18 protein-coding genes and 1 pseudogene are annotated in these 24,178 nt (G+C 59.5%); 7 read left to right on the top strand and 12 right to left on the bottom strand.

Annotated elements, in window-relative coordinates; translation table 11 throughout:
* Positions 1–123 precede the first annotated feature (123 nt).
* Complete coding sequence (locus AB4O11_RS26795) at positions 124–1,275, bottom strand: M14 family metallopeptidase (protein ID WP_093434131.1); 1,152 nt, start codon at positions 1,273–1,275, stop codon at positions 124–126.
* A gap of 96 nt (positions 1,276–1,371) precedes the next feature.
* Here AB4O11_RS26795 and AB4O11_RS26790 point away from each other — a divergent pair, with 96 nt between their 5' ends.
* Positions 1,372–1,536, top strand: coding sequence for a hypothetical protein (locus AB4O11_RS26790; RefSeq protein WP_156685516.1), 165 nt, complete (start codon positions 1,372–1,374; stop codon positions 1,534–1,536).
* A 219-nt stretch (positions 1,537–1,755) separates the two neighbouring features.
* Here the strand turns inward: AB4O11_RS26790 and AB4O11_RS26785 are convergent, their stop codons facing one another.
* On the bottom strand, positions 1,756–2,094 hold the full coding sequence (locus tag AB4O11_RS26785) for a DUF6124 family protein (RefSeq protein ID WP_460129359.1): 339 nt from the start codon (positions 2,092–2,094) through the stop codon (positions 1,756–1,758).
* Positions 2,095–2,224: 130 nt separating this feature from the next.
* Here AB4O11_RS26785 and AB4O11_RS26780 point away from each other — a divergent pair, with 130 nt between their 5' ends.
* Positions 2,225–2,884: a LexA family protein gene (locus AB4O11_RS26780; protein ID WP_093434139.1), complete on the top strand. Its 660-nt coding sequence runs from the start codon at positions 2,225–2,227 to the stop codon at positions 2,882–2,884.
* Positions 2,885–2,924: 40 nt separating this feature from the next.
* Here AB4O11_RS26780 and AB4O11_RS26775 read toward each other — a convergent pair whose 3' ends face one another.
* The 4 genes from AB4O11_RS26775 to AB4O11_RS26760 form a co-directional block, all read right to left on the bottom strand.
* Positions 2,925–4,874 (bottom strand): acetyl/propionyl/methylcrotonyl-CoA carboxylase subunit alpha, encoded by a 1,950-nt coding sequence (locus AB4O11_RS26775; protein ID WP_460129356.1) that lies wholly within the window; start codon positions 4,872–4,874, stop codon positions 2,925–2,927.
* Positions 4,874–5,689 (bottom strand): gamma-carboxygeranoyl-CoA hydratase, encoded by an 816-nt coding sequence (locus AB4O11_RS26770; RefSeq protein WP_186622592.1) that lies wholly within the window; start codon positions 5,687–5,689, stop codon positions 4,874–4,876. Before AB4O11_RS26770 ends, AB4O11_RS26775 begins: the two co-directional genes overlap by 1 nt.
* Before the next feature lie 117 nt (positions 5,690–5,806).
* Positions 5,807–7,414: a carboxyl transferase domain-containing protein gene (locus tag AB4O11_RS26765; RefSeq protein WP_460129354.1), complete on the bottom strand. Its 1,608-nt coding sequence runs from the start codon at positions 7,412–7,414 to the stop codon at positions 5,807–5,809.
* Between the two features lie 12 nt (positions 7,415–7,426).
* Positions 7,427–8,590 (bottom strand): isovaleryl-CoA dehydrogenase, encoded by a 1,164-nt coding sequence (locus AB4O11_RS26760; RefSeq protein ID WP_460129352.1) that lies wholly within the window; start codon positions 8,588–8,590, stop codon positions 7,427–7,429.
* A 297-nt stretch (positions 8,591–8,887) separates the two neighbouring features.
* On the opposite strand from AB4O11_RS26760, the gene AB4O11_RS26755 reads away from it, so the two are divergent.
* Positions 8,888–10,585 carry an AMP-binding protein gene (locus AB4O11_RS26755; protein WP_460129350.1) on the top strand — a complete coding sequence of 566 codons (1,698 nt, stop codon included), beginning with the start codon at positions 8,888–8,890 and terminating at the stop codon, positions 10,583–10,585.
* A gap of 668 nt (positions 10,586–11,253) precedes the next feature.
* Here AB4O11_RS26755 and AB4O11_RS26750 read toward each other — a convergent pair.
* The 4 genes and pseudogenes from AB4O11_RS26750 to AB4O11_RS26735 all read right to left on the bottom strand — a co-directional run bounded on the left by AB4O11_RS26750 (position 11,254) and on the right by AB4O11_RS26735 (position 13,838).
* Positions 11,254–11,655, bottom strand: a complete 402-nt coding sequence (locus AB4O11_RS26750; RefSeq protein ID WP_460129348.1) for a beta/alpha barrel domain-containing protein — start codon at positions 11,653–11,655, stop codon at positions 11,254–11,256.
* A pseudogene (locus AB4O11_RS26745) lies at positions 11,606–12,154 on the bottom strand (hydroxymethylglutaryl-CoA lyase); the annotation flags it as partial. The pseudogene AB4O11_RS26745 and the gene AB4O11_RS26750, both read right to left, overlap by 50 nt.
* Positions 12,155–12,293: 139 nt before the next feature.
* Positions 12,294–12,695 (bottom strand): MerR family transcriptional regulator, encoded by a 402-nt coding sequence (locus tag AB4O11_RS26740; protein WP_093434160.1) that lies wholly within the window; start codon positions 12,693–12,695, stop codon positions 12,294–12,296.
* A 213-nt stretch (positions 12,696–12,908) separates the two neighbouring features.
* Positions 12,909–13,838, bottom strand: coding sequence for a LysR family transcriptional regulator (locus AB4O11_RS26735; RefSeq protein WP_016986544.1), 930 nt, complete (start codon positions 13,836–13,838; stop codon positions 12,909–12,911).
* A 171-nt stretch (positions 13,839–14,009) separates the two neighbouring features.
* Here AB4O11_RS26735 and AB4O11_RS26730 point away from each other — a divergent pair, with 171 nt between their 5' ends.
* The gene (locus tag AB4O11_RS26730; RefSeq protein WP_134178261.1) at positions 14,010–15,239 is read left to right on the top strand and encodes an acyl-CoA dehydrogenase; all 1,230 of its coding nucleotides are present in this window, start codon (positions 14,010–14,012) and stop codon (positions 15,237–15,239) included.
* A 119-nt stretch (positions 15,240–15,358) separates the two neighbouring features.
* On the opposite strand, the gene AB4O11_RS26725 is transcribed toward AB4O11_RS26730, so the two are convergent.
* The gene (locus AB4O11_RS26725; protein ID WP_460091464.1) at positions 15,359–16,693 is read right to left on the bottom strand and encodes a substrate-binding domain-containing protein; all 1,335 of its coding nucleotides are present in this window, start codon (positions 16,691–16,693) and stop codon (positions 15,359–15,361) included.
* A 188-nt stretch (positions 16,694–16,881) separates the two neighbouring features.
* Entirely contained in the window at positions 16,882–17,694 is an 813-nt protein-coding gene (xthA, locus tag AB4O11_RS26720) for an exodeoxyribonuclease III (RefSeq protein ID WP_064389273.1), read from the bottom strand.
* Positions 17,695–17,996: 302 nt separating this feature from the next.
* Here xthA and AB4O11_RS26715 point away from each other — a divergent pair, with 302 nt between their 5' ends.
* The 3 genes from AB4O11_RS26715 to AB4O11_RS26705 all read left to right on the top strand — a co-directional run bounded on the left by AB4O11_RS26715 (position 17,997) and on the right by AB4O11_RS26705 (position 24,112).
* A complete protein-coding gene (locus tag AB4O11_RS26715; protein WP_007912451.1) occupies positions 17,997–18,647 on the top strand; it encodes a GNAT family N-acetyltransferase in 651 nt (216 codons plus the stop codon).
* 66 nt (positions 18,648–18,713) lie between these two features.
* Positions 18,714–20,441: an autotransporter assembly complex protein TamA gene (locus AB4O11_RS26710; RefSeq protein ID WP_460129345.1), complete on the top strand. Its 1,728-nt coding sequence runs from the start codon at positions 18,714–18,716 to the stop codon at positions 20,439–20,441.
* The gene (locus tag AB4O11_RS26705; protein WP_460129343.1) at positions 20,438–24,112 is read left to right on the top strand and encodes a translocation/assembly module TamB domain-containing protein; all 3,675 of its coding nucleotides are present in this window, start codon (positions 20,438–20,440) and stop codon (positions 24,110–24,112) included. Before AB4O11_RS26710 ends, AB4O11_RS26705 begins: the two co-directional genes overlap by 4 nt.
* Positions 24,113–24,178: the final 66 nt, after the last annotated feature.

Raw genomic sequence — 24,178 nt, 5'->3', positions numbered from 1 at the left:
ATAAAACCTTTAGTACGGTATTGATTCGGGTTTTATTTTGCAACCGGTTTGCGCGAGATGGTGAATGGCGGAAAGCAAAAGATCGCAGACAAGCTGCGATCTTTTACAGAACGGAGGAGGGGATCAGCGCAGGGTATCAACCATGTCAGCGATGGTGGTCAGCACGTCTTTGCCCAGCTGTTTAGAGCGTTTGCCCGACCAGCCGGTGACGTTGTCGGGATGGTCGTCGTGATCCTTGAACGGCATTTCCAGCGTCAGCGACAGGCAGTCGTATTTCTGGCCGACGCTGTTGCACGCCAGGGTCATGTTGGCCTGACCCGGTTCGTCGCGGGTGTAGCCGTACTTGGTCTGGAAATCTTTGGTGGTGTGTTTCAGGTGATTGCGGAAATGCTCTTCGAGCTTCTCGATACGCGGCGTGTAGCCCGGATTGCCTTCGCAGCCGGCGGTGAATACGTGAGGAATGGTTTCATCGCCATGGGCGTCCAGGAACAGATCGACGCCGTACTTTTCCATTTGCTGCTGGACGAAGAGCACCTCGGGACTGATCTCCTGGTTGGCGTTCTGCCAGGCCCGGTTCAAATCCTGGCCCATGGCGTTGGTGCGCAGATGGCCATGGAACGCGCCGTCCGGATTCATATTCGGCACCAGGTACAGATCGGCACTGGCGAGCAGCTTGTTCAGCACCGGATCATCGTGCCTTTCCAGGCGCTCGATCACGCCTTCCATGAACCATTCGGCCATGTGCTCGCCGGGATGTTGCTGAGCGATGATCCAGATCTTGCGCTGGCCTTCAGCGCCAGTGCCTTTGCGCAGCAATTGAATGTCGCGACCTTCGACACTTTTACCGGTCGCCAGTAATTCGGTGCCGGCCTTGCTTAGCGCCTGCTCGATCAGCCAGTCGTGACGGCCACGGCTATAGGGTTCGAAGTAGGCGAACCAGGCATGGGTCTGCGTGGCCTCGAGGCAAAAGCGCAGGCAGTCGCCCTCGTAAATAGTCGGCACGCGGAACCAGTTGACGTGATCGTAGGACGCTACGGCCTGATAACCGGGCCAGCCCTTGCTGTACGTGGATTGGCTGGCATTGTTCAGGCGGAACCAGTGTTCCTGGCCGACATGCAGGCCGCTGGCCTTGAAGTGAAACCACTGGAAATGCGCGCTGCGAGTATCTGGACGAATGGCCAGAACCGGATTGAGTGGATTGCTGATGTCGATGACTTGGATGTTGCCGCTGTCGAAGTTGGCGCTGATGTCGAACGAAGATTTGGCCACGGTCATAATCGATTCCTGAATATGATTTTTATGGCCGTTACTGTACACGCAGGCAGGGCTGAAACCGAGGGGAATTGCGGTGTGTGGCGGGGGGCGTCCTCCATGACGCGCAAGCAGCTTAGAGACTGTGCGATTGATTCTCAAGTGCTAATTGGCATTAGTTTGCCCCAATGCGGCCGGGCTTCGCTTGCCAACCAATATTCTTTTGATATTATCCGCGCCATCGAATTTGCAGCACCTAAAGACTTCATTAGCCTGAAGCCATAAGCCTGAAAAACGGGCAAAAAAAAGACCCGGCAAAAAGCCGGGTCAAAAACCGTGATTAGCCTGATGAGGAGATAGTCCAGAAGACCGACCTAAGGTCTCTGGTCCATCGACTGATCTCGCGACCAGCTGCTTGCAATAATAATCATTATCATTTGCAAGTCAAATGTTTTTACCTGCTCGATTGGAAAATTCTTTCCCGTCCGCCCGCACTTCCGTTTCTCAGGCTTCATCGCCATCGAGTGAACGGTCGACCATCGCCCGCGCCATATCCACCATATGCACCACTGAAAATGCCAGATCGCGACTCGCGCCTTGCAGGTTTTCGGCTGCCTTGAACGCCGTGGCTGCCGCGCAGCGCAACAGGTCCGAGGCATGCACCAGGGCTTCCTCGCCACTGAGATGGCGCCTGACATCGAAAAAACGCTCGTCGACCTCAGGTTCTGACACAGCTGGTTTCAAGTAATAGTCCAGCGCGCGTTGCGCCGCCGCATTGCCTTGGGGCGAGGTGAAGGTGGTGTCCATTTGCAGATCGGGCAAGTCTTTGCTGCTGATATTCATGATGAGGGGGCACTCCTTGGTCGATTGAAAATCCGTGCCTTCAGAATAGTACTCTGTGTAGTTGTGACGAGAATTTAAATACTACAATATGTGTTTTGCTGGCCGAAGGCGTCCACGTAAGGTGCTGCACATGGATAAATGGATTGAGTTGGTCAAGGCCAAGATGAGTGAACTCAAAATCACTCAAACAGAGCTCGGAGAGCGCGTCGGCATGTCCCAGGGCGGGATCGGCCATTGGCTGAACAAGCGTCGCGAACCCGGTATCACTGAAATGAACCGGGTGCTGCAAGCGCTGGGCATGGATTTCCTCGAAGTGGTGCTGGTGATCCGTGAACCGCAACCCACGTCCGAGGACGAGATGCCGCTGGCACAGAAGTACAACCCGTACTTCCGTTACCCGGTCAGCGATTGGCAGACGACGTGCGAAGTGCGTGAAAGCGATCCGGCGTCCTACGACAAGGCAGCAGGCAAGCAGCGCTTCGAGTTGACGGATTACCACGCGCGAGGCCCGGCGTTCTGGTTGACGGTGACGGGAGATTCAATGACCGCACCCAGTGGCCAGAGCATTGCCGAAGGCATGCTGATTCTGGTCGACCCGGCCGCCGAAGCGCTGCCCGGTAAACTGGTGATCGCCCAGTGGCCCGACAGTACGGAGGCGATTTTTCGCAAACTCGACGAAGAGGGCGGCCAGCGTTACCTGGTGCCGCTCAATCCGACGTGGCCGAAAGCCCTGCTGACCGATGAGTGTCGAATCATCGGTGTTGTGGTGCAGGCAACGGCGCGTTACTAGTCAGATCGATCCTCGCCAGGCGCAGGATCGATCCTCCCGTTCATACTTCTTCCAGCTCAACCAAAGCGCTGCCTTCGCCAACCATTTCACCTTCCTGGCAATACAGCGCTTTGATCACCCCGGCATGCGGCGCGCGGATGCTGTGTTCCATCTTCATCGCTTCCAGCACCACCAGTTGCGCACCGGCCGCAACCGATTGCCCGGCCTCCACCAACACGCGGACGATGCTGCCGTTCATCGGCGCGGTCAGGCCGCCCTGATGACTGTGGCTGGCTTCGATGGCGCTGATCGGATCGTATGTTTCGATACGGCGCAACTCACCTTCCCATTGCAGGTACAGCGCATCGCCCTGGCGAATCGCACGCAACGTACGACGAACGCCTTCGTGCTCGACGATAAGTGCTTCGCCGGACAGTCTGGCGTGGTCGGCAGCATTCAGCGTCAAGGCGCGATCCTGCCCCTCGCAACTCAAATGCAGGGTGATTTCCGGCGGCAGCCCAGCACGCAAACCGCTATTGAGTGACCAAGGCGAAGCAGGGTCATCCTGGCGTGCGAGTTGTGGCAGGCTCTGCGCCACCGCATGAGCTGCCGCCGCCCAGAACGCATCGCTCAGCGTGTCCGGTGCAGGCAGCAATTGCTCCTGGTAACGCGGAATAAACCCGGTATCCAGTTCCGCCGCCGCGAACGCCGGGTGCGCAATGATCCGCCGCAAGAAGTTGATGTTGGTTTTCAAACCGCCAATCGCAAACTCGTCGAGCATGCTCAACAAGCGCAATCGAGCCTGTTCACGATCCTCGCCCCAGGCAATCAGCTTGCCGAGCATCGGGTCGTAGAACGGCGAAATTTCATCGCCTTCTTCAACCCCGCTATCCACCCGACGCCCTGGCCCTTCGGCCGATTCGCGATACAACGCCAGACGTCCGGTCGCCGGCAGGAAGTCATTCGCAGGATCCTCGGCGTACAAGCGCACTTCAATCGCATGGCCATTCAACGGCACTTGTTCCTGAGTGATCGGCAGTGCTTCACCACGAGCGACGCGGATCTGCCAGGCGACCAGATCCAGGCCAGTGATGGCTTCTGTCACCGGGTGCTCGACCTGCAACCGCGTGTTCATCTCCATAAAGAAGAATTCACCGCGCGCATCCAGCAGGAACTCCACCGTACCGGCGCCGACGTAACCGATCGCCTGTGCCGAACGCACCGCTGCTTCACCCATCGCCCGCCGCAGTTGCGTGGACAGGCCGGGTGCCGGCGCTTCTTCGACGACTTTCTGATGGCGCCGTTGAATCGAGCAATCCCGTTCATTGAGGTACAGGCAGTTGCCATGCTGATCGGCGAACACCTGGATTTCCACGTGACGTGGCTTGAGCAGGTATTTCTCCACCAGCATGCGCGAATCGCCGAACGACGACTGCGCTTCACGCTGAGCCGAGGCGAGGGCTTCGGCCAACTGGCTGACGTCCTCGACCACTTTCATACCTTTGCCACCACCGCCGGCCGTGGCTTTGAGCAGCACTGGATAACCGATGCGTTCGCAGGCATCGCGGAAGGTGTCGAGATCCTGCGCTTCGCCGTGATAACCCGGCACCAGTGGCACACCGGCGGTTTCCATCAGTGCTTTGGCGGCGGATTTGCTGCCCATGGCATCGATGGCCGAGGCGGGCGGGCCGAGGAAAATCAGCCCGGCCGCTTCGATGGCACGAGCGAACCCGGCGTTTTCCGAGAGAAACCCGTAACCCGGATGAATCGCCTGTGCGCCACTGGCCTTGGCCGCTGCGATCAGCTTGTCGATCTGCAGATAACTGTCGGCGGCTTTGCTGCCGCCCAGGTCCACGCGAATATCCGCTTCCCGGCTGTGCCGCGCCTCACGGTCGGTGGCGCTGTGCACGGCAACCGTGGTCAGGCCCAAGGCTTTGGCGGTGCGCATCACGCGGCAGGCGATTTCGCCACGGTTGGCCACCAGCAGGGTGGTGAGAACAGGTACGCTCATCAACGCGGCTCCTTGGTGGTGGTTGCGGCTTGCCAGCTCGGCGGACGTTTTTGCAGAAAGGCGCGCAAGCCTTCCTGACCTTCAGGGCTGACGCGGATACGGGCGATGGCATTTTCGGTGTAGCGGCGCAGCGCCGGGGTCAGCGCGCCGTTACCGACTTCACGCAGCAAGTCCTTGCTGGCACGCATGGCGGCGGGGCTGTTGAGCAGTAAATTGTTGATCCACTGTTCGACTTGCTGATCAAGTTCTGCCGCCGGATAGCTCTCGGACAATAAACCGATTTCGCGCGCACGTTGTCCGCCGAAACGCTCGGCGGTCAGCGCATATCGACGCGCAGCGCGTTCGCCGATGGCTTGCACCACGAACGGACTGATCACCGCCGGCGCCAGACCGATGCGCACTTCCGACAAGCAGAACTGCGCGTCATCGGCGCCAATCGCCACGTCACAGCAACTGATCAGCCCCAGCGCGCCACCGAACGCCGCGCCTTGCACCACGGCCACTGTGGGGATCTTCAGCTTGGCGAGGTTGTACATCAGCTCTGCCAGTTCACGTGCGTCGTCGAGGTTGGTGTGGTAATCGAGTTCGGCCGATTGCTGCATCCACGCCAGATCAGCGCCGGCACTGAAGTGCTTGCCACGACCACGCACCAGCAGGAAACGCAGGCTGGCGTCGCTGGCGACTTTGTCCAGCGCGAGGATCAGCTCGCGGATCATCTCGGCGTTGAAGGCGTTGTTCTTTTCCGCGCGGTTGAGCCACAGCGTTGCAAAACCGCGTGGGTCGCTGTGCAGTTCGAGGGTGTTGAAATCACTCATATTCATCCGTCTCCACGGTTCTTGTGGGAGCGAGCCTGCTCGCGAAAGCGTTGTATCAGTCGACCTATCCGCTAGCTGACAAACCGTATTCGCGAGCAGGCTCGCTCCCACAAAAAATCACATCCGGAACACGCCGAAGCGGCTCGGTTCGATTGGCGCGTTCAGCGACGCGGACAAGGCCAGGGCCAGCACATCGCGGGTCTGCGCCGGGTCGATGACGCCGTCGTCCCATAGCCGTGCGCTGGAATAGTAGGGGTGACCTTGCTCTTCATACTGGTCGAGGATTGGTTGCTTGATCTCGGCTTCCTGCTCGGCACTGAAGGCCTGGCCACTGCGTTCAGCCTGTTCGCGTTTGACCTGCACCAACACGCCCGCCGCCTGCTCGGCGCCCATCACGCCGATCCGCGCGTTTGGCCACATCCACAGGAAACGCGGGTCATAAGCGCGGCCGCACATGCCGTAGTTACCGGCGCCGAAGCTGCCGCCGATGATCACGGTGAATTTCGGCACCTTGGCGCAAGCCACCGCTGTTACCAGTTTCGCGCCGTGTTTGGCGATGCCGCCGGCCTCGTATTTCTGACCGACCATGAAGCCGGTGATGTTCTGCAAAAACAGCAACGGAATACCGCGCTGGCAGGCCAGTTCGATAAAGTGCGCACCTTTCTGCGCGGCTTCGGCGAAGAGGATGCCGTTGTTCGCCAGAATCGCGATCGGGTAGCCGTGCAGATGCGCAAAGCCACACACCAGCGTGGTGCCGAACAAAGCCTTGAATTCATCGAACACCGAACCGTCGACCAGTCGCGCAATCACTTCGCGCACGTCGAACGGCTGCTTGGCGTCGGCCGAAACTACGCCGTACAACTCGTCGCTGGCGTACAGCGGCGCAATCGGCGCGCGTTGCTGCACGTCACCGAGCTTGCGCCAGTTGAGGTTGGCAACGCTGCGGCGGGCGAGGGCGAGGGCGTGTTCGTCGCTCTCGGCGTAATGGTCGGCGACCCCGGAAATCTTGCAGTGCACATCGGCACCGCCCAAGTATTCGGCGCTGACCACTTCACCGGTCGCGGCTTTCACCAACGGCGGGCCGGCGAGGAAAATCGTCGCCTGATTGCGCACCATGATCGCTTCGTCCGCCATTGCCGGTACATACGCGCCGCCGGCAGTGCACGAGCCCATGACCACGGCGATCTGCGGAATGCCCATCGCGCTCATGTTGGCCTGGTTGAAGAAGATCCGCCCGAAGTGCTCACGATCCGGAAACACTTCGTCCTGACGCGGCAGGTTGGCGCCGCCCGAATCGACCAGATAGATACACGGCAGACGATTCTGTTGCGCGATGGTTTGTGCGCGTAGATGTTTTTTCACGGTCAGCGGGTAGTACGAACCGCCCTTAACCGTCGCGTCGTTGGCGACGATCATGCATTCGACGCCTTCAACCCGGCCGATCCCGGCAATCACACCAGCGGCCGGAACGTCTTCGCCATACACGGCGTGGGCGGCCAGTTGGCTGATTTCCAGAAATGGCGAACCTGGATCAAGCAAGCGGTTGATGCGTTCACGAGGCAACAGTTTGCCGCGTGAGGTGTGGCGTTCCTGGGCTTTCGCGCCGCCGCCCTGCGCCACTTGGGCGAGCAGGGTGTGCAGGGCGTCGACCTGTTTGAGCATCGCCGCGCTGTTGGCGGCGAACTCCGGCGAGCGGGGGTTGAGCTGAGTGTGCAGGGTAGCCATGGCCAGCTCCGTTTAGCGGGTTTCGTTGAACAGTTCGCGACCGATCAGCATGCGACGGATCTCACTCGTACCGGCGCCGATTTCGTACAGCTTGGCGTCACGCAGCAAGCGGCCCGCCGGGAATTCGTTGATGTAACCGTTACCACCGAGAATCTGGATCGCGTCGAGGGCCATTTGCGTCGCGCGCTCGGCGGTGTAGAGGATTACCCCGGCGGCATCCTTGCGGGTGGTTTCGCCGCGCTCGCAGGCCTGGGCCACGGCGTAGAGGTAGGCGCGACTGGCGTTGAGCTGGGTGTACATGTCGGCCACTTTGCCCTGGATCAGCTGGAACTCGCCGATGCTCTGGCCGAACTGTTTGCGGTCGTGGATGTATGGAACGATCAGGTCCATGCACGACTGCATGATCCCGGTCGGGCCGCCGGAGAGCACGACGCGTTCGTAATCGAGACCGCTCATCAACACTTTGACGCCGCCGTTGAGCACGCCGAGGATGTTTTCTTCCGGCACCTCGACGTCATCGAAAAACAGCTCGCAGGTGTTGGAGCCGCGCATGCCGAGCTTGTCGAATTTGTTGCTGCGGCTGAAGCCTTTCCAGTCGCGTTCGACGATGAACGCGGTGATGCCGTGCGGGCCTTTTTCCAGATCGGTCTTGGCGTAGATCACGTAGGTGTTGGCGTCAGGGCCGTTGGTGATCCAGGTTTTGCTGCCGTTGAGGACGAAATGGTCACCGCGTTTGTCGGCGCGCAGTTTCATCGAGACCACGTCGGAACCGGCGTTCGGCTCGCTCATGGCGAGGGCGCCGACGTGTTCGCCGCTGATCAGCTTCGGCAGGTATTGGGTTTTTTGTTCGTGGGTGCCGTTGCGGTTGATCTGGTTGACGCAAAGGTTGGAGTGCGCGCCGTAAGACAACGCCACCGAGGCCGAACCACGGCTGATTTCTTCCATCGCCACCACATGCGCCAGGTAACCCAGGCCAGCGCCGCCGTACTCTTCCGGCACAGTGATGCCGAGCAGGCCCATGTCACCGAATTTGCGCCACATGTCGGCGGGGAACAGGTTGTCGCTGTCGATCTGCGCGGCGCGCGGAGCGATCTCCTTGGCGACAAAGGACTGAACCTGATCGCGCAACATGTCGATGGTTTCACCGAGGGCGAAGTTCAGGGAGGGATAGCTCATGGGTCACCTTTTGGCTTTTTTGTAGGGTGGGGAGGGCGGTTACTCAGCTCTCACCTTTACGTTAACGTAAGCCTGCGATGGATGGCTGTCAATCACCCTTTACGTTAACGTCAACTTAGGCGAGAGTAGGGGCAGTTCAAGATTGAAACGGAGCGGACCTTGTGGGAGCGAGCTTGCTCGCGAAAGCGTCAGATCAGTCAACACGGATGTTGAATCTGCTGGCCTCTTCGCGAGCAAGCTCGCTCCCACAGGGGTTAAATCCGGCAAAACCCACTAATAAAGACAATAGGGGTCGTCATGGATCAACCCAGTGCAAACCCGCAGCGCAGCTACACCCGTGGCTCACAGGACAAAGCCTTGCTGGCACTGACCATCGGGCAGAAGTTCGATCACACCGCCGCGCAATACCCTGACGGTGAAGCGCTCGTCGTGCGCCATCAGCAACTGCGTTACTCCTGGCGACAACTGGCCGATGCGGTGGACCTGCACGCCAGAGCGCTGCTCGCCCTGGGTTTGCAGGCCGGCGATCGCCTCGGTATCTGGGCGCCGAATTGCGCGCAGTGGTGCATCACCCAAGTTGCAACGGCAAAAATCGGCGTGATCCTGGTCAACATCAACCCGGCCTATCGCAGCTCCGAACTCGAATACGTGCTCAAGCAATCCGGCTGCCAATGGCTTGTCTGCGCAGGGGCGTTCAAGTCCTCCAACTACCACGCCATGTTGCAAGGGTTGGTGCCAGAACTGGCCGAGCAATCCATTGGCCAACTGCGCAGCGAACACCTCCCCGAACTGCGCGGGGTAATCAGCCTTGACGCGCAACCACCGTCAGGTTTTCTGCCGTGGTCGCAACTGGCCGATCTGGCCACCAGCATCTCTCCCGATCAACTGCGCGAACGCAGCGACAGCCTGCACTTCGATCAACCCGTGAACATCCAGTACACCTCCGGCACTACCGGTTTCCCCAAGGGTGCGACCCTCAGCCACTACAACATCCTCAATAACGGCTACATGGTCGGTGAAAGCATCGGCCTGACCCCGCGTGATCGTCTGGTGATCCCGGTGCCGCTCTACCACTGCTTCGGCATGGTCATGGGCAACCTCGGCTGCATCACCCACGGCAGCACGATGATTTACCCCAGCGATGCCTTCGATCCGTTACTGACCTTGCAAACCGTCGCCGAAGAAAAGGCTACCGGCCTGTACGGCGTACCGACCATGTTCATCGCCATGCTCGATCAGCCACAACGCGGCGAATTCGATCTGTCGAGCCTGCGCACCGGAATCATGGCGGGCGCGACGTGCCCGATCGAAGTGATGCGCCGGGTCATCAGCGAGATGCACATGAGCGAAGTGCAGATCGCTTACGGCATGACCGAAACCAGCCCGGTGTCGCTGCAAACCGGCCCGACCGATGAGCTGGAATTGCGCGTGACCACCGTCGGCCGCACCCAGCCACAGCTGGAGAGCAAGATCATCGACGAAGCCGGCAACCTCGTGACGCGCGGCACTATCGGCGAACTGTGCACTCGTGGCTACAGCGTGATGCTCGGTTACTGGAACAACCCGCAGGCCACCGCCGAAGCCATCGATGACGCGGGCTGGATGCACACCGGCGACCTGGCGAGCATGAACGAGGAGGGCTACGTCAACATTGCCGGGCGCAACAAGGACATGATCATTCGTGGCGGCGAGAATATTTACCCGCGTGAGCTGGAGGAGTTTTTCTTCACCCATCCGGCCGTGGCGGACGTGCAGGTGATCGGCATTCCGTGCTCGCGTTACGGTGAGGAGATTGTTGCCTGGATCAAGTTCCACCCCGGCCACAGCGCTTCGGAGCTGGAGCTGCAAACCTGGTGCAAGGAACGTATCGCGCACTTCAAGACGCCTCGGCATTTCAAGTTCGTTGAAGAGTTTCCGATGACGGTGACGGGCAAGATCCAGAAGTTCAGGATGCGTGAGATCAGTATCGAAGAACTGAAAACAATCGAGCGGTAACCGCAACCTCTGTGGGAGCGAGCTTGCTCGCGAAGGCGTCAGGTCAGCCAATATCTTTGTTGATGACACACCGCATTCGCGAGCAAGCTCGCTCCCACAGGAGATAGGTGTTGAGGAAAACACAAATCACAGAAAGCACAAAGGGGAGCCGAAGCTCCCCTTTAATTTTGTCGTCGCGTGCTCTTTTTTATTATTGAGGGTCGGTCTGTTGTTGTTTTTGGCAACCGTGGCCCTTTACCGCTGTTTTTGGCGACCCCCATCCGGGGTCAAGAGCAAACGTATTTTTTTGAGCGCTGATCTACTTTCTCGCTAAGCGATCCAACCGATTCGGGAGCTACCTGAAGGTAGTTTTATTGTTCTCTGCCCGGTTGCGGGTCACTCCTGAGAGCACCCTGAAAAGCACACCTTCTCCAAAAAAATCTGTTAGCTGCGTCTCTGCCGTGTTGTTTTTGTTATGTCAGAGTCGGTACGTCTTATTTTTATTGGTTGCTGCTTTTTATTCTTGTTATGCCATAGAGATAGCAGAAGCCGTGCCAACTTTTAAAAAGCCTTATAAATCAATGTCTTGAGAATTTCAGAAAATTTTCACTCTAGCGAAACCAGACAATTTGTTTCCGTGTTACTCGCTTGAACCCACATTCCGGACACAGCGGTAACACCTTCCCCCCTCACTGTGCGCTACGAGCCTTGGCCACGCGCGAACCGCTCGGGCGACCCAGCACCACACTGATCTGCTGACCCGCAGCAATCAAGGCGTCCAGGTTGATACCGGTCTCGATACCCAGGCCGTTGAGCAGGTACACCACATCTTCAGTAGCAACGTTACCGCTCGCGCCTTTGGCGTACGGGCAGCCGCCGAGGCCCGCGATAGAGCTGTCGAACACCGAGATGCCCTCGAGCAGGCTGGCGTAGATATTGGCCATGGCCTGCCCATAGGTGTCGTGGAAGTGCCCGGCCAGTTTGTCCCGTGGATACCTGCGCCGACACCACTTCGAACAAGCGGCGAGTCGCGCCCGCAGTACCAGTGCCAATGGTGTCGCCCAGCGAAACCTCGTAGCAGCCCATCGCATACAACTCGCGGGCGACCATCGCCACTTGTTCCGGCGCGACCGTGCCTTCATATGGGCAACCGAGCACGCAGGACACGTAACCTCGCACGGTAACGCCGTGCTGTTGCGCCGCTTCCATGATCGGTGCGAAGCGCGCCAGGCTTTCGCTGATCGAGCAGTTGATGTTGCGCTGCGAGAAGGCTTCGGAGGCGGCAGCGAACACGGCGACTTCCTTGACCCCAGCGGCGATGGCATCTTCGAAGCCACGCAGGTTCGGCGCCAGTGCGCCGTAGGTCACGCCGGGTTTGCGCTGGATCTGTGCAAACACTTCGGCCGAACCCGCCATCTGCGGGACCCATTTCGGTGAAACGAAACTGCCGACTTCTATATAGCCAAGACCGGCAGCGCTGAGTGCATCGACCAGTTGCACCTTGTCGGCGACGCTGATCGGTTGGGCTTCATTCTGCAGGCCATCGCGCGGGCCGACTTCGATCAGGCGTACTTGGGAGGGGAGGGACATGGCGGTTGACCTGCTCTTTTGAATTCGTGGAGAACCCTGTGGGAGCGAGCTTGCTCGCGAAAGCGGCGCATCAGTCGACAAACATTTGAATGTCAGACCGTATTCGCGAGCAAGCTCGCTCCCACAGGGAATGGGGTTATTACTGAATGGCCTGCTGGCTCTTGAGCGTCTGCTCCAGTGCCTGCACGCAACGCTCTTCGGCGGTATCGAGTTCCAGTTTCATCTGTTCGATATCCAGCAACTGCTGTTCCAACTGCTCGCGGCGCTCAGTTATTTTCGCCAGCATGCTGTTGAGCTGTTTGGTGTTACCGCTGGAAGGGTCGTAAAGCTCGATCAGTTCACGGCATTCGGCCAGCGAGAAACCGATGCGCTTGCCGCGCAGGATCAGCTTCAGACTGACCTTGTCGCGTGGCGAATAGATACGTTCCTGGCCACGGCGCTCAGGGCTGAGCAGGCCTTGCTCTTCGTAAAAGCGGATCGCCCGGGTGGTGATGTCCAGCTCGCGGGCGAGGTCGGAGATGCTGTAAGTCTGGCTGCTCATGGAAGCGCTCGAAAAAAGGTCTTGGCGCTAAGCTAATGGCAGGTTGACGTTTACGTCAAGCAGGATGATTTTGTGTTGCATTTGATTGCCTCTTCGCGAGCAGGCTCGCTCCCACATTCGACCGCATTACTTCAGTCGGAGAGCAATCCTCTGTGGGAGCGAGCCTGTCTCCGGGCGGCGTTCCGACGAAGAACGATAATGCGGTGTAATTTCTTACACCTTATCCAGCTTCTTCTCCTGCGCCGTCACCTGCTGGCACAACTCGATCATCTGCTCGCGCATCCAGCGATTCGCCGGATCCTGGTCCGTGCTTTCATGCCAGTACAAGTGCGTCTCCACCGGCGGCACATCATTCACCGGCAGGTTAAACGCCTGCAGCTCATGCCGACGGGCGAAGCGCTCCGGCACCGTCATGACCATGTCGGTTTGCTGCATCACTTGCGACGCCATCAGATAATGCTGCGAGCGCAGGGCAATCTTGCGCTGAATGCCCATTTTGCCCAGCGCCAGATCGACATAACCCAGACCACTGCGACGGCTGGAAATATGGATATGGGTCAGCGACAAGTAATCATCCAGCGAGAGCTTTTCCTTGCCTGCCATCGGATGCCCCTTGCGCATCGCACAGACGTAACGGTCTTCCATCAGCTTGACGTGGCGCACCTGCGGGTCGGTGTTGAGCGGCGCATCCACGGCGAAATCCAGACGTCCGGCGGCCAGCTCTTTGGTGGTCTCACGGCGCTTGGACAGAAAGCTTTCGATAATCACGGTCGGCGCCAGACGGCGCAGGCGCTGGAACAGCGGCGGTAGAATCACCGCTTCGGTGAGGTCGGTCATGCTGATGCGGTAGGTCTTGACCGCTTGCGCCGGGTTGAAAATGCGGCTTTCCTGAACCGACACACGCAGCAGCGACAAAGCGTTGCGCACCGGGCCGATGATGTTCTGCGCCATCGGCGTCGGGACCATGCCCTGAGCCGTGCGCACGAACAGCGGATCGTTGAAGGTTTCGCGCAACCGCGCCAAGGCGTTGGACACCGCCGGCTGGGTGATACCGACAATCTGCCCGGCGCGGGTCAGGTTGGCTTCGGTGTAGATCGCGTCGAAGACGATGAAAAGGTTGAGGTCGACCTTACTCAGATTCATAACGCGGCTTCTCTTGTTATTTAGGGCAGTGTTTTAAGGGCTGGCAATCAGCCGATCATATATCGGTGATGAATGTTTATACACGCCGAGAATAGGCTAGGTAAATTATCAACGCTGTTCTAGCATCGATTGCATGACTTAAACAACCTCTGCCCAAGAAGGTAATTGATCATGGATTTCGCTTATTCGCCCAAGGTGCAAGAACTGCGTGAGCGCGTGACCGCGTTCATGGACACTTACGTTTACCCGGCCGAGGCGGTGTTCGAACGCCAGGTTGCCGAAGGCGATCGTTGGCAGCCGACGGCGATCATGGAAGAGCTCAAAGCCAAGGCCAAGGCCGAAGGTCTGTGGAATTTGTTTCTGCCTGAGTCGGAACTCGGTGCCGGTCTGACCAACCTCGAATACGCGCCATTGGCGGAAATCATGGGCCGCTCGCTGCTCGGGCCGGAACCGTTCAATTGCTCGGCGCCGGACACCGGCAACATGGAAGTGCTGGTGCGCTACGCCAACGAAGAACAGAAACAGCGCTGGCTCGAACCGCTGTTGCGCGGTGAAATCCGCTCGGCATTCGCCATGACCGAACCGGACGTTGCCTCTTCGGACGCGACCAACATGGCCGCCCGCGCCGTGCGTGATGGTGACGAGTGGGTGATCAACGGTAAAAAATGGTGGACCTCCGGCGCCTGCGATCCGCGCTGCAAAATCCTCATCTTCATGGGCCTGAGCAATCCTGATGCGCCGCGCCATGCGCAGCACTCGATGATCCTCGTGCCGGTCGACACCCCCGGGGTGAAAATCGTCCGTCCGCTACCGGTGTTTGGCTACGACGACGCTCCGCACGGCCACGCCGAAGTGCTGTTCGACAACGTGCGTGTGCCGTACGAAAACGTTTTGCTCGGTGAAGGCCGTGGCTTCGAAATCGCTCAAGGTCGCCTTGGCCCAGGCCGGATTCACCACTGCATGCGCTCGATCGGCATGGCTGAACGGGCCCTGGAATTGATGTGCAAACGGGCGGTGAGCCGCACTGCATTCGGCAAACCGCTGGCGCGCCTGGGCGGTAACGTCGACAAGATCGCCGACTCGCGGATGGAAATCGACATGGCACGTCTGCTGACGCTGAAAGCGGCGTACATGATGGACACCGTCGGTAACAAAGTGGCGAAAAGCGAGATCGCGCAGATCAAAGTCGTTGCGCCGAACGTCGCACTGCGGGTGATCGATCGAGCGATTCAGATGCATGGTGGGGCCGGGGTGTCGAACGATTTCCCGCTGGCCTACATGTACGCCATGCAACGCACCCTGCGCCTGGCCGACGGCCCGGACGAAGTGCACCGCGCGGCGATCGGCAAATTCGAGATCGGCAAATATGTGCCGAAGGAAATGTTGCGTAGCGAGCGCTGATCCACCTGATCGTTCCCACGCTCTGCGTGGGAATGCATCCTGTGACGCTCTGCGTCACAGTGGACGCGGAGCGTCCATGGCGGCGTTACCACGCAGAGCGTGGGAACGATCGGGTAGGGCTAATACACCCAAACCTCAACCCGCCGATTCTTGATCCTTCCTTCATCCACATTGTTCGCCGCCACCGGCATCAACGCGCCAAACCCGCGAACCTCGCGCAACACCACGCCGTTCTTCACCAACTCCCGTCGTACCGCCATCGCCCGCAGCTTTGACAGCAGATCCGCGCGTGCCGGGTCGTCCTTGGCATCACCAAACCCGACCAATGTCACCGCGCGTTCAGTCTTGTCATGACGCTTTATATAGTCGAACACTCGCGCCAGATCCTGACGCGCCTTGTTATCCAGCTTCGCACTGCCTTCTTCAAAGCGGAAATTCACCGTCAGACGCTGGGCGTGACGGCTGAGGGATTGATAGCCCTCGGGCATCAGTGCATTCGGCGCGACGCTCATCGCATGCACGGTCTGGCTGATAAAACCGTTGGCCGCGACAATCGCCTGGCCCTGACGGCTCTGCGCAAACGTCACCAAGGCTTTCGCCCAAGGATTGTTGCTTTCGGGCGGTAGATAGAAGAACAACCGCCGCGACAGTGGATAGTCTTCGGTAGCGATCAGGCTGTTGAGCGGCAGCATCGACTGCGATGCGCCATCAGCAATGGCCACGGCTTTGGCCTGACGCACGTAGGGCAAACCGATGAAACCGATGCCTTGCGGATCCGAACTCACGGCGTCGGATAATTGCTCGCTGGATTCAAAACGTTTCGCGGCGCTGTTCAGACTTTTCCCACGCCGGCTCAAGACGAGTTCCTTAAACGTGTCGTAAGTGCCGGACTGATCATCGCGCGCATATAAATGAATCGCACCGCCACGCCCGCCGAGGTCTTCCCAGGTTTTCACATCGCCAGCGAAGATCCGCGCCAGTTGCTCGGTGTCCAGTTGCTGCAGCGGATTGTCGGGATGAAGGATGATCGCCAGGCCATCAATGGCGATGACTTGTTCAGCGGCAGGACTTTTCAGGTCGCCCAGTGATTGCAGGGTCTGTAACTCACTGTCCTTGATCTCGCGGGAAGACGCGGCGAGGTCGGCGCTGGCATTTTTCAACGCGGTGAAACCGGTGCTGGAACCGTGGGCGGCGACTTCAACGACCACGCGTTTACCTTCGCTGGTCTGGCCGACGATGCGCAGTTCGTTGGCGGTGTCCGGGGTTTCGCGGTGGATTTTCAGCAGGCCTTGCTCTTGCAGCAGGCCCTCAACGAGTGCCGGGCCGAGTTCGGCGCCGATCGTGTTGGAACCTTGAATGCGCAGCGCCGGGCCGTTTTCAGGGAGGGGCAGGGCGGCGGCAGAAACCGTCAGCCATGCACTCAAGAGAAACACGCACAAAACACGCAGGGTCATGCCGGCACCGAATCAAGCCAAGGGGATTGCCGGGGAGATTAAGTCAGGCGCATGACCGAAAGATGACACCGATTCAATGTAGGAGTGAGCCTGCTCGCGATAGCGGTGTACCGGTCAACATTTATGTCGTCTGATTCACCGCTATCGCGAGCAGGCTCACTCCTACAGGTATTGCGTAAGGCTAGGGATCAGCTGAGTTCCAACCAGATCGGCGCATGATCGGACGGTTTTTCCATCCCGCGCAATTCATAGTCGACACCCGCTGCCTTCACCCGTGGCAACAAACCATGCGACGCCAGAATCACATCGATGCGCAGCCCGCGCTTCGGTTCATCCTCGAAACCACGGCTGCGGTAATCGAACCAGCTGAACATGTCGGTCACATCCGGGTTCAAGTGGCGATAGCTGTCGGTCAAACCCCAGTTTTTCAGGCGCGCCATCCACTCGCGCTCTTCCGGCAGGAAGCTGCATTTGCCGGTTTTCAGCCAGCGCTTCATGTTGTCCGGGCCGATGCCGATGTCGCAGTCTTCCGGGGAAATATTCACATCGCCCATCACCACCAGCGGCTGCTCGTTGTGGAACTGGCTTTCCAGCAGCGCTTGCAGATCGCTGTAGAAACGCTGCTTGGCGGGGAATTTGGTCGGGTGGTCGCGGCTTTCACCTTGAGGGAAATAGCCGTTCATGATGGTCACCGGTACGCCATTGGCGTCGGCGAACGTGCCCCAGATAAAGCGACGCTGAGCGTCTTCTTCGTCGGTGGCGAAACCTTTATGGATGGCGATCGGCTCCTTGCGCGAGAGCATGGCCACGCCGTAATGGCCTTTCTGGCCATGGAAATACACGTGGTAGCCGAGGGCGCGGACTTCTTCGAGCGGGAACTGATCGTCGTGGACCTTGGTTTCCTGCAGACCGATCACGTCCGGCTGGTGTTTTTCGATCAGCGCTGCCAGCTGATGCGGACGGGCGCGCAGTCCGTTGATGTTGAAGGAAACGATCTTCATGGTCGGCAGTCCTGGCAAAAGGGCGATGCTAGCTGACATGGGGGAGATGGGCCAGTGTGGGGTAGGAGAAATCACTTTTGTCTGTGGGATTTGTGTTGTCAGCAATGGCGCCATCGCGAGCAGGCTCACTCCTACAGGGGGAACGCATTCCAAATGTAGGAGTGAGCCTGCTCGCGATAGCGTTTGCCCAGTCGATGAAGATCCAAGGTTGGTCTATACCTTTGGGGAACCACGCCACCACTACAGGGTTCGTACCAACAAGAGCGCCGCCATTTGAACGCGCCCCGGGGAGAGTCACTGTCATGCCTGAAACCCAGACCGCCATCGCCGACATTCATATGCTCGACCGCGGCTATTCCCGCGAAGCCCGCTCGCTGCTCTATCAGGCTTATCGCCACGAGCCGACCTTCGGCTACCTGTTCGAAGCCGAGCGTCCCGGCTATGAGCAACGGGTGCGGGCGACGGTGCGGGAACTGGTCAAGCAACACTTTCTGCAGGATCTGCCGGCCATTGGCCTGCTGGTCAACGACCGCCTGATCGGCATCGCCCTGATCGCGCCACCGCAACGCCGTTTGGGCATCACCGAAAGCTGGGCGTGGCGCCTGCGCATGGTGCTCAGCACCGGTTTCCGCTGCACTCGGCGCTATCTGGAGTACCACGATGCCGTTGCTGCCTGCGTACCCAGCGATTCGGTGCACATGCTGCCATTGCTGGGAATTCATCCGCAGTTCCAGGGCAAACACTTCGGTGAACAATTGCTGACCGCCGTACACAACTGGTGCGCCGTTGACGAAACCTCGCAAGGCGTGGTGCTCGACACCGGCAACCCGCGTTACCTGGAATTCTATAAAAGACAGGGTTACGAAGAGATCGGCGAAGTTGCCGTCGGCCCGGTGCGCGAACACGTATTTTTCCACGCCAATCCGCAGGTGTTACAAACTGCAACAGCATGACAATCGAACTTCTTGGGAAATTTCCTGTTCTATCACGCTCCCAAGCCCGTGATAGCATCCGCGCCTATGAAGTTTCCAGGAAGATTTACCAGTGGCGTGCTCTTGCTGTTATCCAGCTGTGCGGCACTGGCGCAAAGTGAATTGGATGTGCGGATCAAACCGTCCAACGATGAACTCAAGGCCAATATAGAAGGCTATATCGGCAGTCTCGGCGACCGTGACGAAGAAGCCCTGCAGCGCTTCAGTCGCGGTGCCGAAGAGCAGGCGCGCAAAGCGGCTCAGGCGTTGGGCTATTACCAGCCGCAGATCGAAAGTGACGTCAAGGGCGGCGACAAGCCGCGCCTGGTGTTGAACATCGATCCCGGCGAGCCGATTCATCTGCGCAACGTCACCATTCGTGTCGACGGCCCGGCTGCCTCCCTCAAATCCTTTCGTGTACCGAAAAGCGACGCGCTCAAGTCCGGCGCGGTGCTCAACCATGGGCGTTACGAAGACGCCAAAAGACTTATTCAGAATCAGGCCTCGCGCTTCGGTTTTTTCAGTGGCCATTTCACCCGTCAAAAACTCATGGTCGACCCGCGCGCCGGGGTGGCCGACATCGAACTGATCTACGACAGCGGCCCGCGTTATGCGCTGGGCAAAGTCAAATTCGAAGGTGACACGCCGTTCGACGAAGACCTGCTGCAACGCATGGTGCCGTTCAAGGAAGGCGAGCCGTACGATTCCGAGCTGATCGCAGAGCTGAACCGTGATTTGCAATCGAGCGGCTATTTCGAAGGCGTGCGCGTCGATGCCGCACCGACGACCGCGAAAAATGACGTGATCCCGGTGGACGTCAAACTCGACACGCGCAAGCCGCGCACCATGGGCCTGGGCCTCGGTTATTCGACCGACGTCGGCCCGCGCATCAAAGCCAACTGGACGCGCCACTGGGTCAACCCGCAGGGCGACAGCTATGGCTGGGAAGCCGAACTCTCGGCGCCCCGGCAAAACGTCGGGCTGTTCTACGACATCCCGCTCGACCCGCCACTGACCGACAAACTGCGTTGGGCCGGCGGTTATCAGTTCGAAGACATCGACGGCTCCGACACCCTGAGCAAACTGCTGACCTTCGGCCCGGAATGGCACAGCAAATTACCGAGCGGCTGGCAGCGGGTGATCTCGCTGAAATGGCAGCGTGAAGAATATGAACTCGGCGATGACTCCGGCCTGAGTACCTTGCTGATGCCCGGCATCAGCTACTCGTATCTGAAAAGCGACAACCGCATCGACCCGCACAACGGCTATCGCCTGAGCTTCGAAAGCAAAGTGGCGAAGGAAGGCCTCGGTTCGGACAACAACCTGCTGTATGGCACGGCGCTGGTCAAAGGCCTGACCACGGTGTTCGACAAACATCGCTTCCTTGGTCGCGTGCAGGTCGGTGGCAGCGCCACCAACGGCTACAACTCGGTGCCGCCGTCGCTGCGCTTCTTTGCCGGTGGCGATCAAAGTGTGCGCGGTTACGACTACCAGAGCCTGTCCCCGGAAAACTCCAAAGGCGATCGCATCGGTGGCCGCTATATGGTCGCCGGCAGCGTCGAGTATCAATACTCGATCGCCGAAAAATGGCGCGTGGCGACCTTCGTCGACCAAGGCAACTCCTTCAATAAACTCGAACTGCCGAACCTCAAGACCGGGGTCGGCATTGGTGTGCGCTGGGTCTCGCCGGTGGGGCCGATCCGCCTCGACCTGGCCCACGCACTCGACGACGATGGCGGCATCCGGCTGCACTTTTCCATGGGGCCTGAGCTGTGAAGCGTGGTTTGAAAATGACGGCGCTGGCGTTGTTGGCGCTGGTGTTGTTGATTGTATTGAGTGTCACCGCCGTACTCGGCACGGCGGCTGGCAGCCGTTGGGTGCTGGGGCTCGTGCCGGGGCTGACGGTGGAGAATTTCCAGGGTCGCCTCGGCGGGCAATGGAGTGCCGATCATCTGCTGTGGCAGCAGGACAGCAGCCGCGTCGAGCTGAACAAGGCAATCTTCGCCTGGTCGCCGCTGTGCCTGACGCGCATGACCCTGTGCATCGAACAGCTCAAGGCTGATCAGGTCATTCTGCAATTCCCGCCGAGCGAAGAAACCACCGAAAGCGGCCCGATCAAACTGCCGGACCTGCAATTGCCGGTGGCCATCGAGCTGGGCGACGTGCAGGTCGGCAGCCTGTTGTTCAACGGCAGCGAACAGCTCAAGGGTTTGCAACTGGCAGCGCACTGGACTGCCCAGGGCATGCAGATTGAAAGCATCAAATTGCAGCGCGACGACCTCAGCCTGAACCTGTCCGGCACACTCACGCCGACCGGCAACTGGCCGCTGAACATCAGCGGCGACCTGACGTTGCCGTCGCCGGGTACGGAGCCGTGGACGCTGGCGTTGAAGATCGACGGTGACCTGTTGAAAACCCTCAACCTGCACGCCGACAGCCGGGGTTACCTCGACGGCCAGTTGAGTGGTGAATTGCAACCGCTGGCGGAAAACCTGCCGGCCAAAGTGCGCATCACCGCCGATGCGTTCAAACCGAGCGCCGACCTGCCGGACACCCTGCAACTCAACCAACTGGTGCTGACCGGTGAGGGTGACCTGAAAAGCGGTTACCAGCTCAACGGCAACGCCACGCTGCCTGCCGACAGAGGTCCGGTCGCGCTGTTGCTGCAAGGCAAAGTCGACGCCAGTGGCGCGCAGATTGCCGGCCTCGACCTGACGGCCAACGACAAGCAAAGCCTGAAACTCACCGGCAGTGTTGACTGGAGCAAAGGCCTCAGCGCCCAAGCCAACATCAACTGGCAGGACTTTCCGTGGCATCGGCTCTACAACGAAATCGACGAACCTGAGGTCGCTTTGCGTACCTTCACGGGCGAAGTCTCCTACACCGACGGTCAGTACCTCGGCAACTTCGCCGCCGCACTGGATGGCCCGGCGGGCGCGTTTACCCTGAGCAGTCCGTTCAGCGGCAGCCTTAAACAGATCGCTTTGCCGCAATTGAAAATGCAAGCCGGGCAGGGCAAGGCTGAAGGGCACGTTAATGTGCAGTTCGCCGATGGCATCGCCTGGGACACCGCGCTGGAACTGTCGGCGCTCAACCCGGCTTACTGGGTCGCCGAGTTGCCGGGCACCTTGGCCGGGCCGCTGAAAAGCCAAGGCGAAATGAAGAATGAACGCCTGAGCCTGACCGCCGACCTCGACTTGAAAGGCAAACTGCGCGGGCAACCGGCGATCCTCCAGGCCAAGGCCGATGGCGCTGGCGAACAGTGGAACCTCAATGCCCTGCAAATCCGCCTCGGCGACAACAGCATCAGCGGCAAGGGTAGCCTGCAACAGAAGCTCACCGGGCAGATCGATATCAAGCTGTCGCGACTGGCCCAGCTCTGGCCGCAATTGCGCGGGCAGGTCAACGGTCAGGTCAATGTCGCCGGCACGCTGCAAGCGCCGCAGGGCAAACTCGATCTGCAAGGTTCGCAATTGGCCTTCCAGGACAATCGCCTGCAAAGCCTCAACCTCGATGCGACTCTCGACAGCGCACAGCGGGCAAAGATCGATCTGAAAGGCAGCGGCATTCAGGCCGGCGACACTAACTTGGGCGTTTTGACCGCCAGCGCTCAAGGCGACATCAAAAAGCAGAAACTCGACCTCGATCTGATCGGGCCGAAGCTGAAACTGGCCCTCGGTCTGGATGGCAATCTGGACAAGGGCAACTGGCGTGGTCGTCTGGCCAGTGGCGATATTCAGGCCGGTGGCCAGGATTGGAAACTGCAAAGCCCGGCCAAGCTCGAACGTCTGGCAGACGGCAAAATCAACTTTGGCGCGCATTGCTGGATGTCCGGCGACGCCAGCCTGTGCGGTGAAGATCAACGGCTGATGCCGGAGCCGAAACTGCGCTACCACCTCAAGCAGTTCCCGATCGAAAGCCTCGCGCAGTGGTTGCCGAAAGACTTTGCCTGGAAGGGTAAGCTCAACGCCGATCTGCAACTGGATCTGCCAGCCAGCGGCCCGAACGGTGTTGTCAGCATTGACGCCAGCGGCGGCACCTTGCGCATGAAGGAAAAGGATCAGTGGCTGGACTTCCCGTACCAGACCCTGAAACTCACCAGCAAACTCACGCCAAAACGCGTCGACACCGAGCTGAATTTCGTTGGCGGTAAACTCGGCGAATTGATGGTGCAGGCGCAGCTCAACCCGCTGCCGAAAAACAAACCGTTGAGCGGCTCGTTCCGCCTCAGCGGGCTGGACCTGTCGGTGGCGCGGCCGTTTGTGCCGATGGTTGAAAAACTCACCGGGCGCCTGAACGGCAGCGGGACGATTTCCGGCGGACTGCTGGCGCCGCTGGTCAACGGCACGGTGCAGCTCAGCGATGGCGAAGTGTCCGGCGCCGAGTTGCCGATGGAGCTGCAGAATCTGCAACTCACCGCTGTGATTGCCGGCGAATCGGTACGCCTCGACGGCGGCTGGAAAAGTGGCAAGGCCGGGCAGGGCAGCTTGACGGGGAACGTCGCCTGGGGCCAGGCACTGATGGTCGATCTGGCGCTCAAGGGCACGCAATTGCCAGTCACGGTCGAGCCGTATGCCAAGCTGGAAGTGGCCCCGGATCTGAAGATTTCCATGGCCGGCGATGAGTTGGCGATTGCCGGTAAGGTGCAGGTTCCGCGAGGCGAAATCACCGTGCGCGAATTGCCGCCATCAACGGTGAAAGTCTCCGATGACACGATCATCGTCGGTGCGCAGACCGAAGAGGGCAAACCGCCGATGGCGATGAAAATGGACATCGACGTGGTGGTCGGCGAAGACAAACTGGCTTTCGCCGGTTTCGGCCTGACCGCCAACGTGAAAGGCCATGTGCACATCGGCGACAACATGGACACCCGTGGCGAACTGTGGCTCAACGACGGTCGCTACAGTGCCTACGGTCAGCGCCTGCAAGTGCGCCGTGCGCGTCTGTTGTTCGCCGGCCCCCTCGATCAGCCGTATCTGGACATCGAAGCGATCCGCCAGACCGACGACGTGATCGCCGGTATTCGCCTGAGCGGCAGTGCCGAGCAGCCGACTACGCAGATCTTCTCCGAGCCGGCGATGAGCCAGGAGCAGGCGTTGTCCTATCTGGTCTTGGGTCGCCCGCTGAGCACCAACGGCGAAGACAACAACATGCTCGCGCAAGCGGCGTTGGGTCTGGGCCTGATGGGCAGCTCCGGGGTCACCAGCAGCCTGGCCAAGGATCTGGGCATTCAGGACTTTCAGCTCGACACGGCGGGCAGCGGCGATGCCACCAGTGTTGTGGCCAGCGGCAATATTACCGAGAAGCTCAGTCTGCGTTATGGCGTGGGCGTGTTTGAACCGGCCAGCACCATTGCGCTGCGCTATAAGCTGAGCAAGAAGGTGTATGTCGAGGCGGCCAGTGGCGTCGCGAGTTCGCTGGATATCTTCTACAAGCGCGATTTCTAGATCGCGCTTTCTCCTGAACCGAGCCGCTTCAATCGCGAGCAGGCTCACCCCTACATTTGGAATGCG

The organism is Pseudomonas sp. H1_D05, from assembly GCF_054682705.1.
The sequence above is the reverse complement of the archived record's forward strand: the minus strand, read 5'-3'. Positions and strand labels throughout refer to the sequence as shown.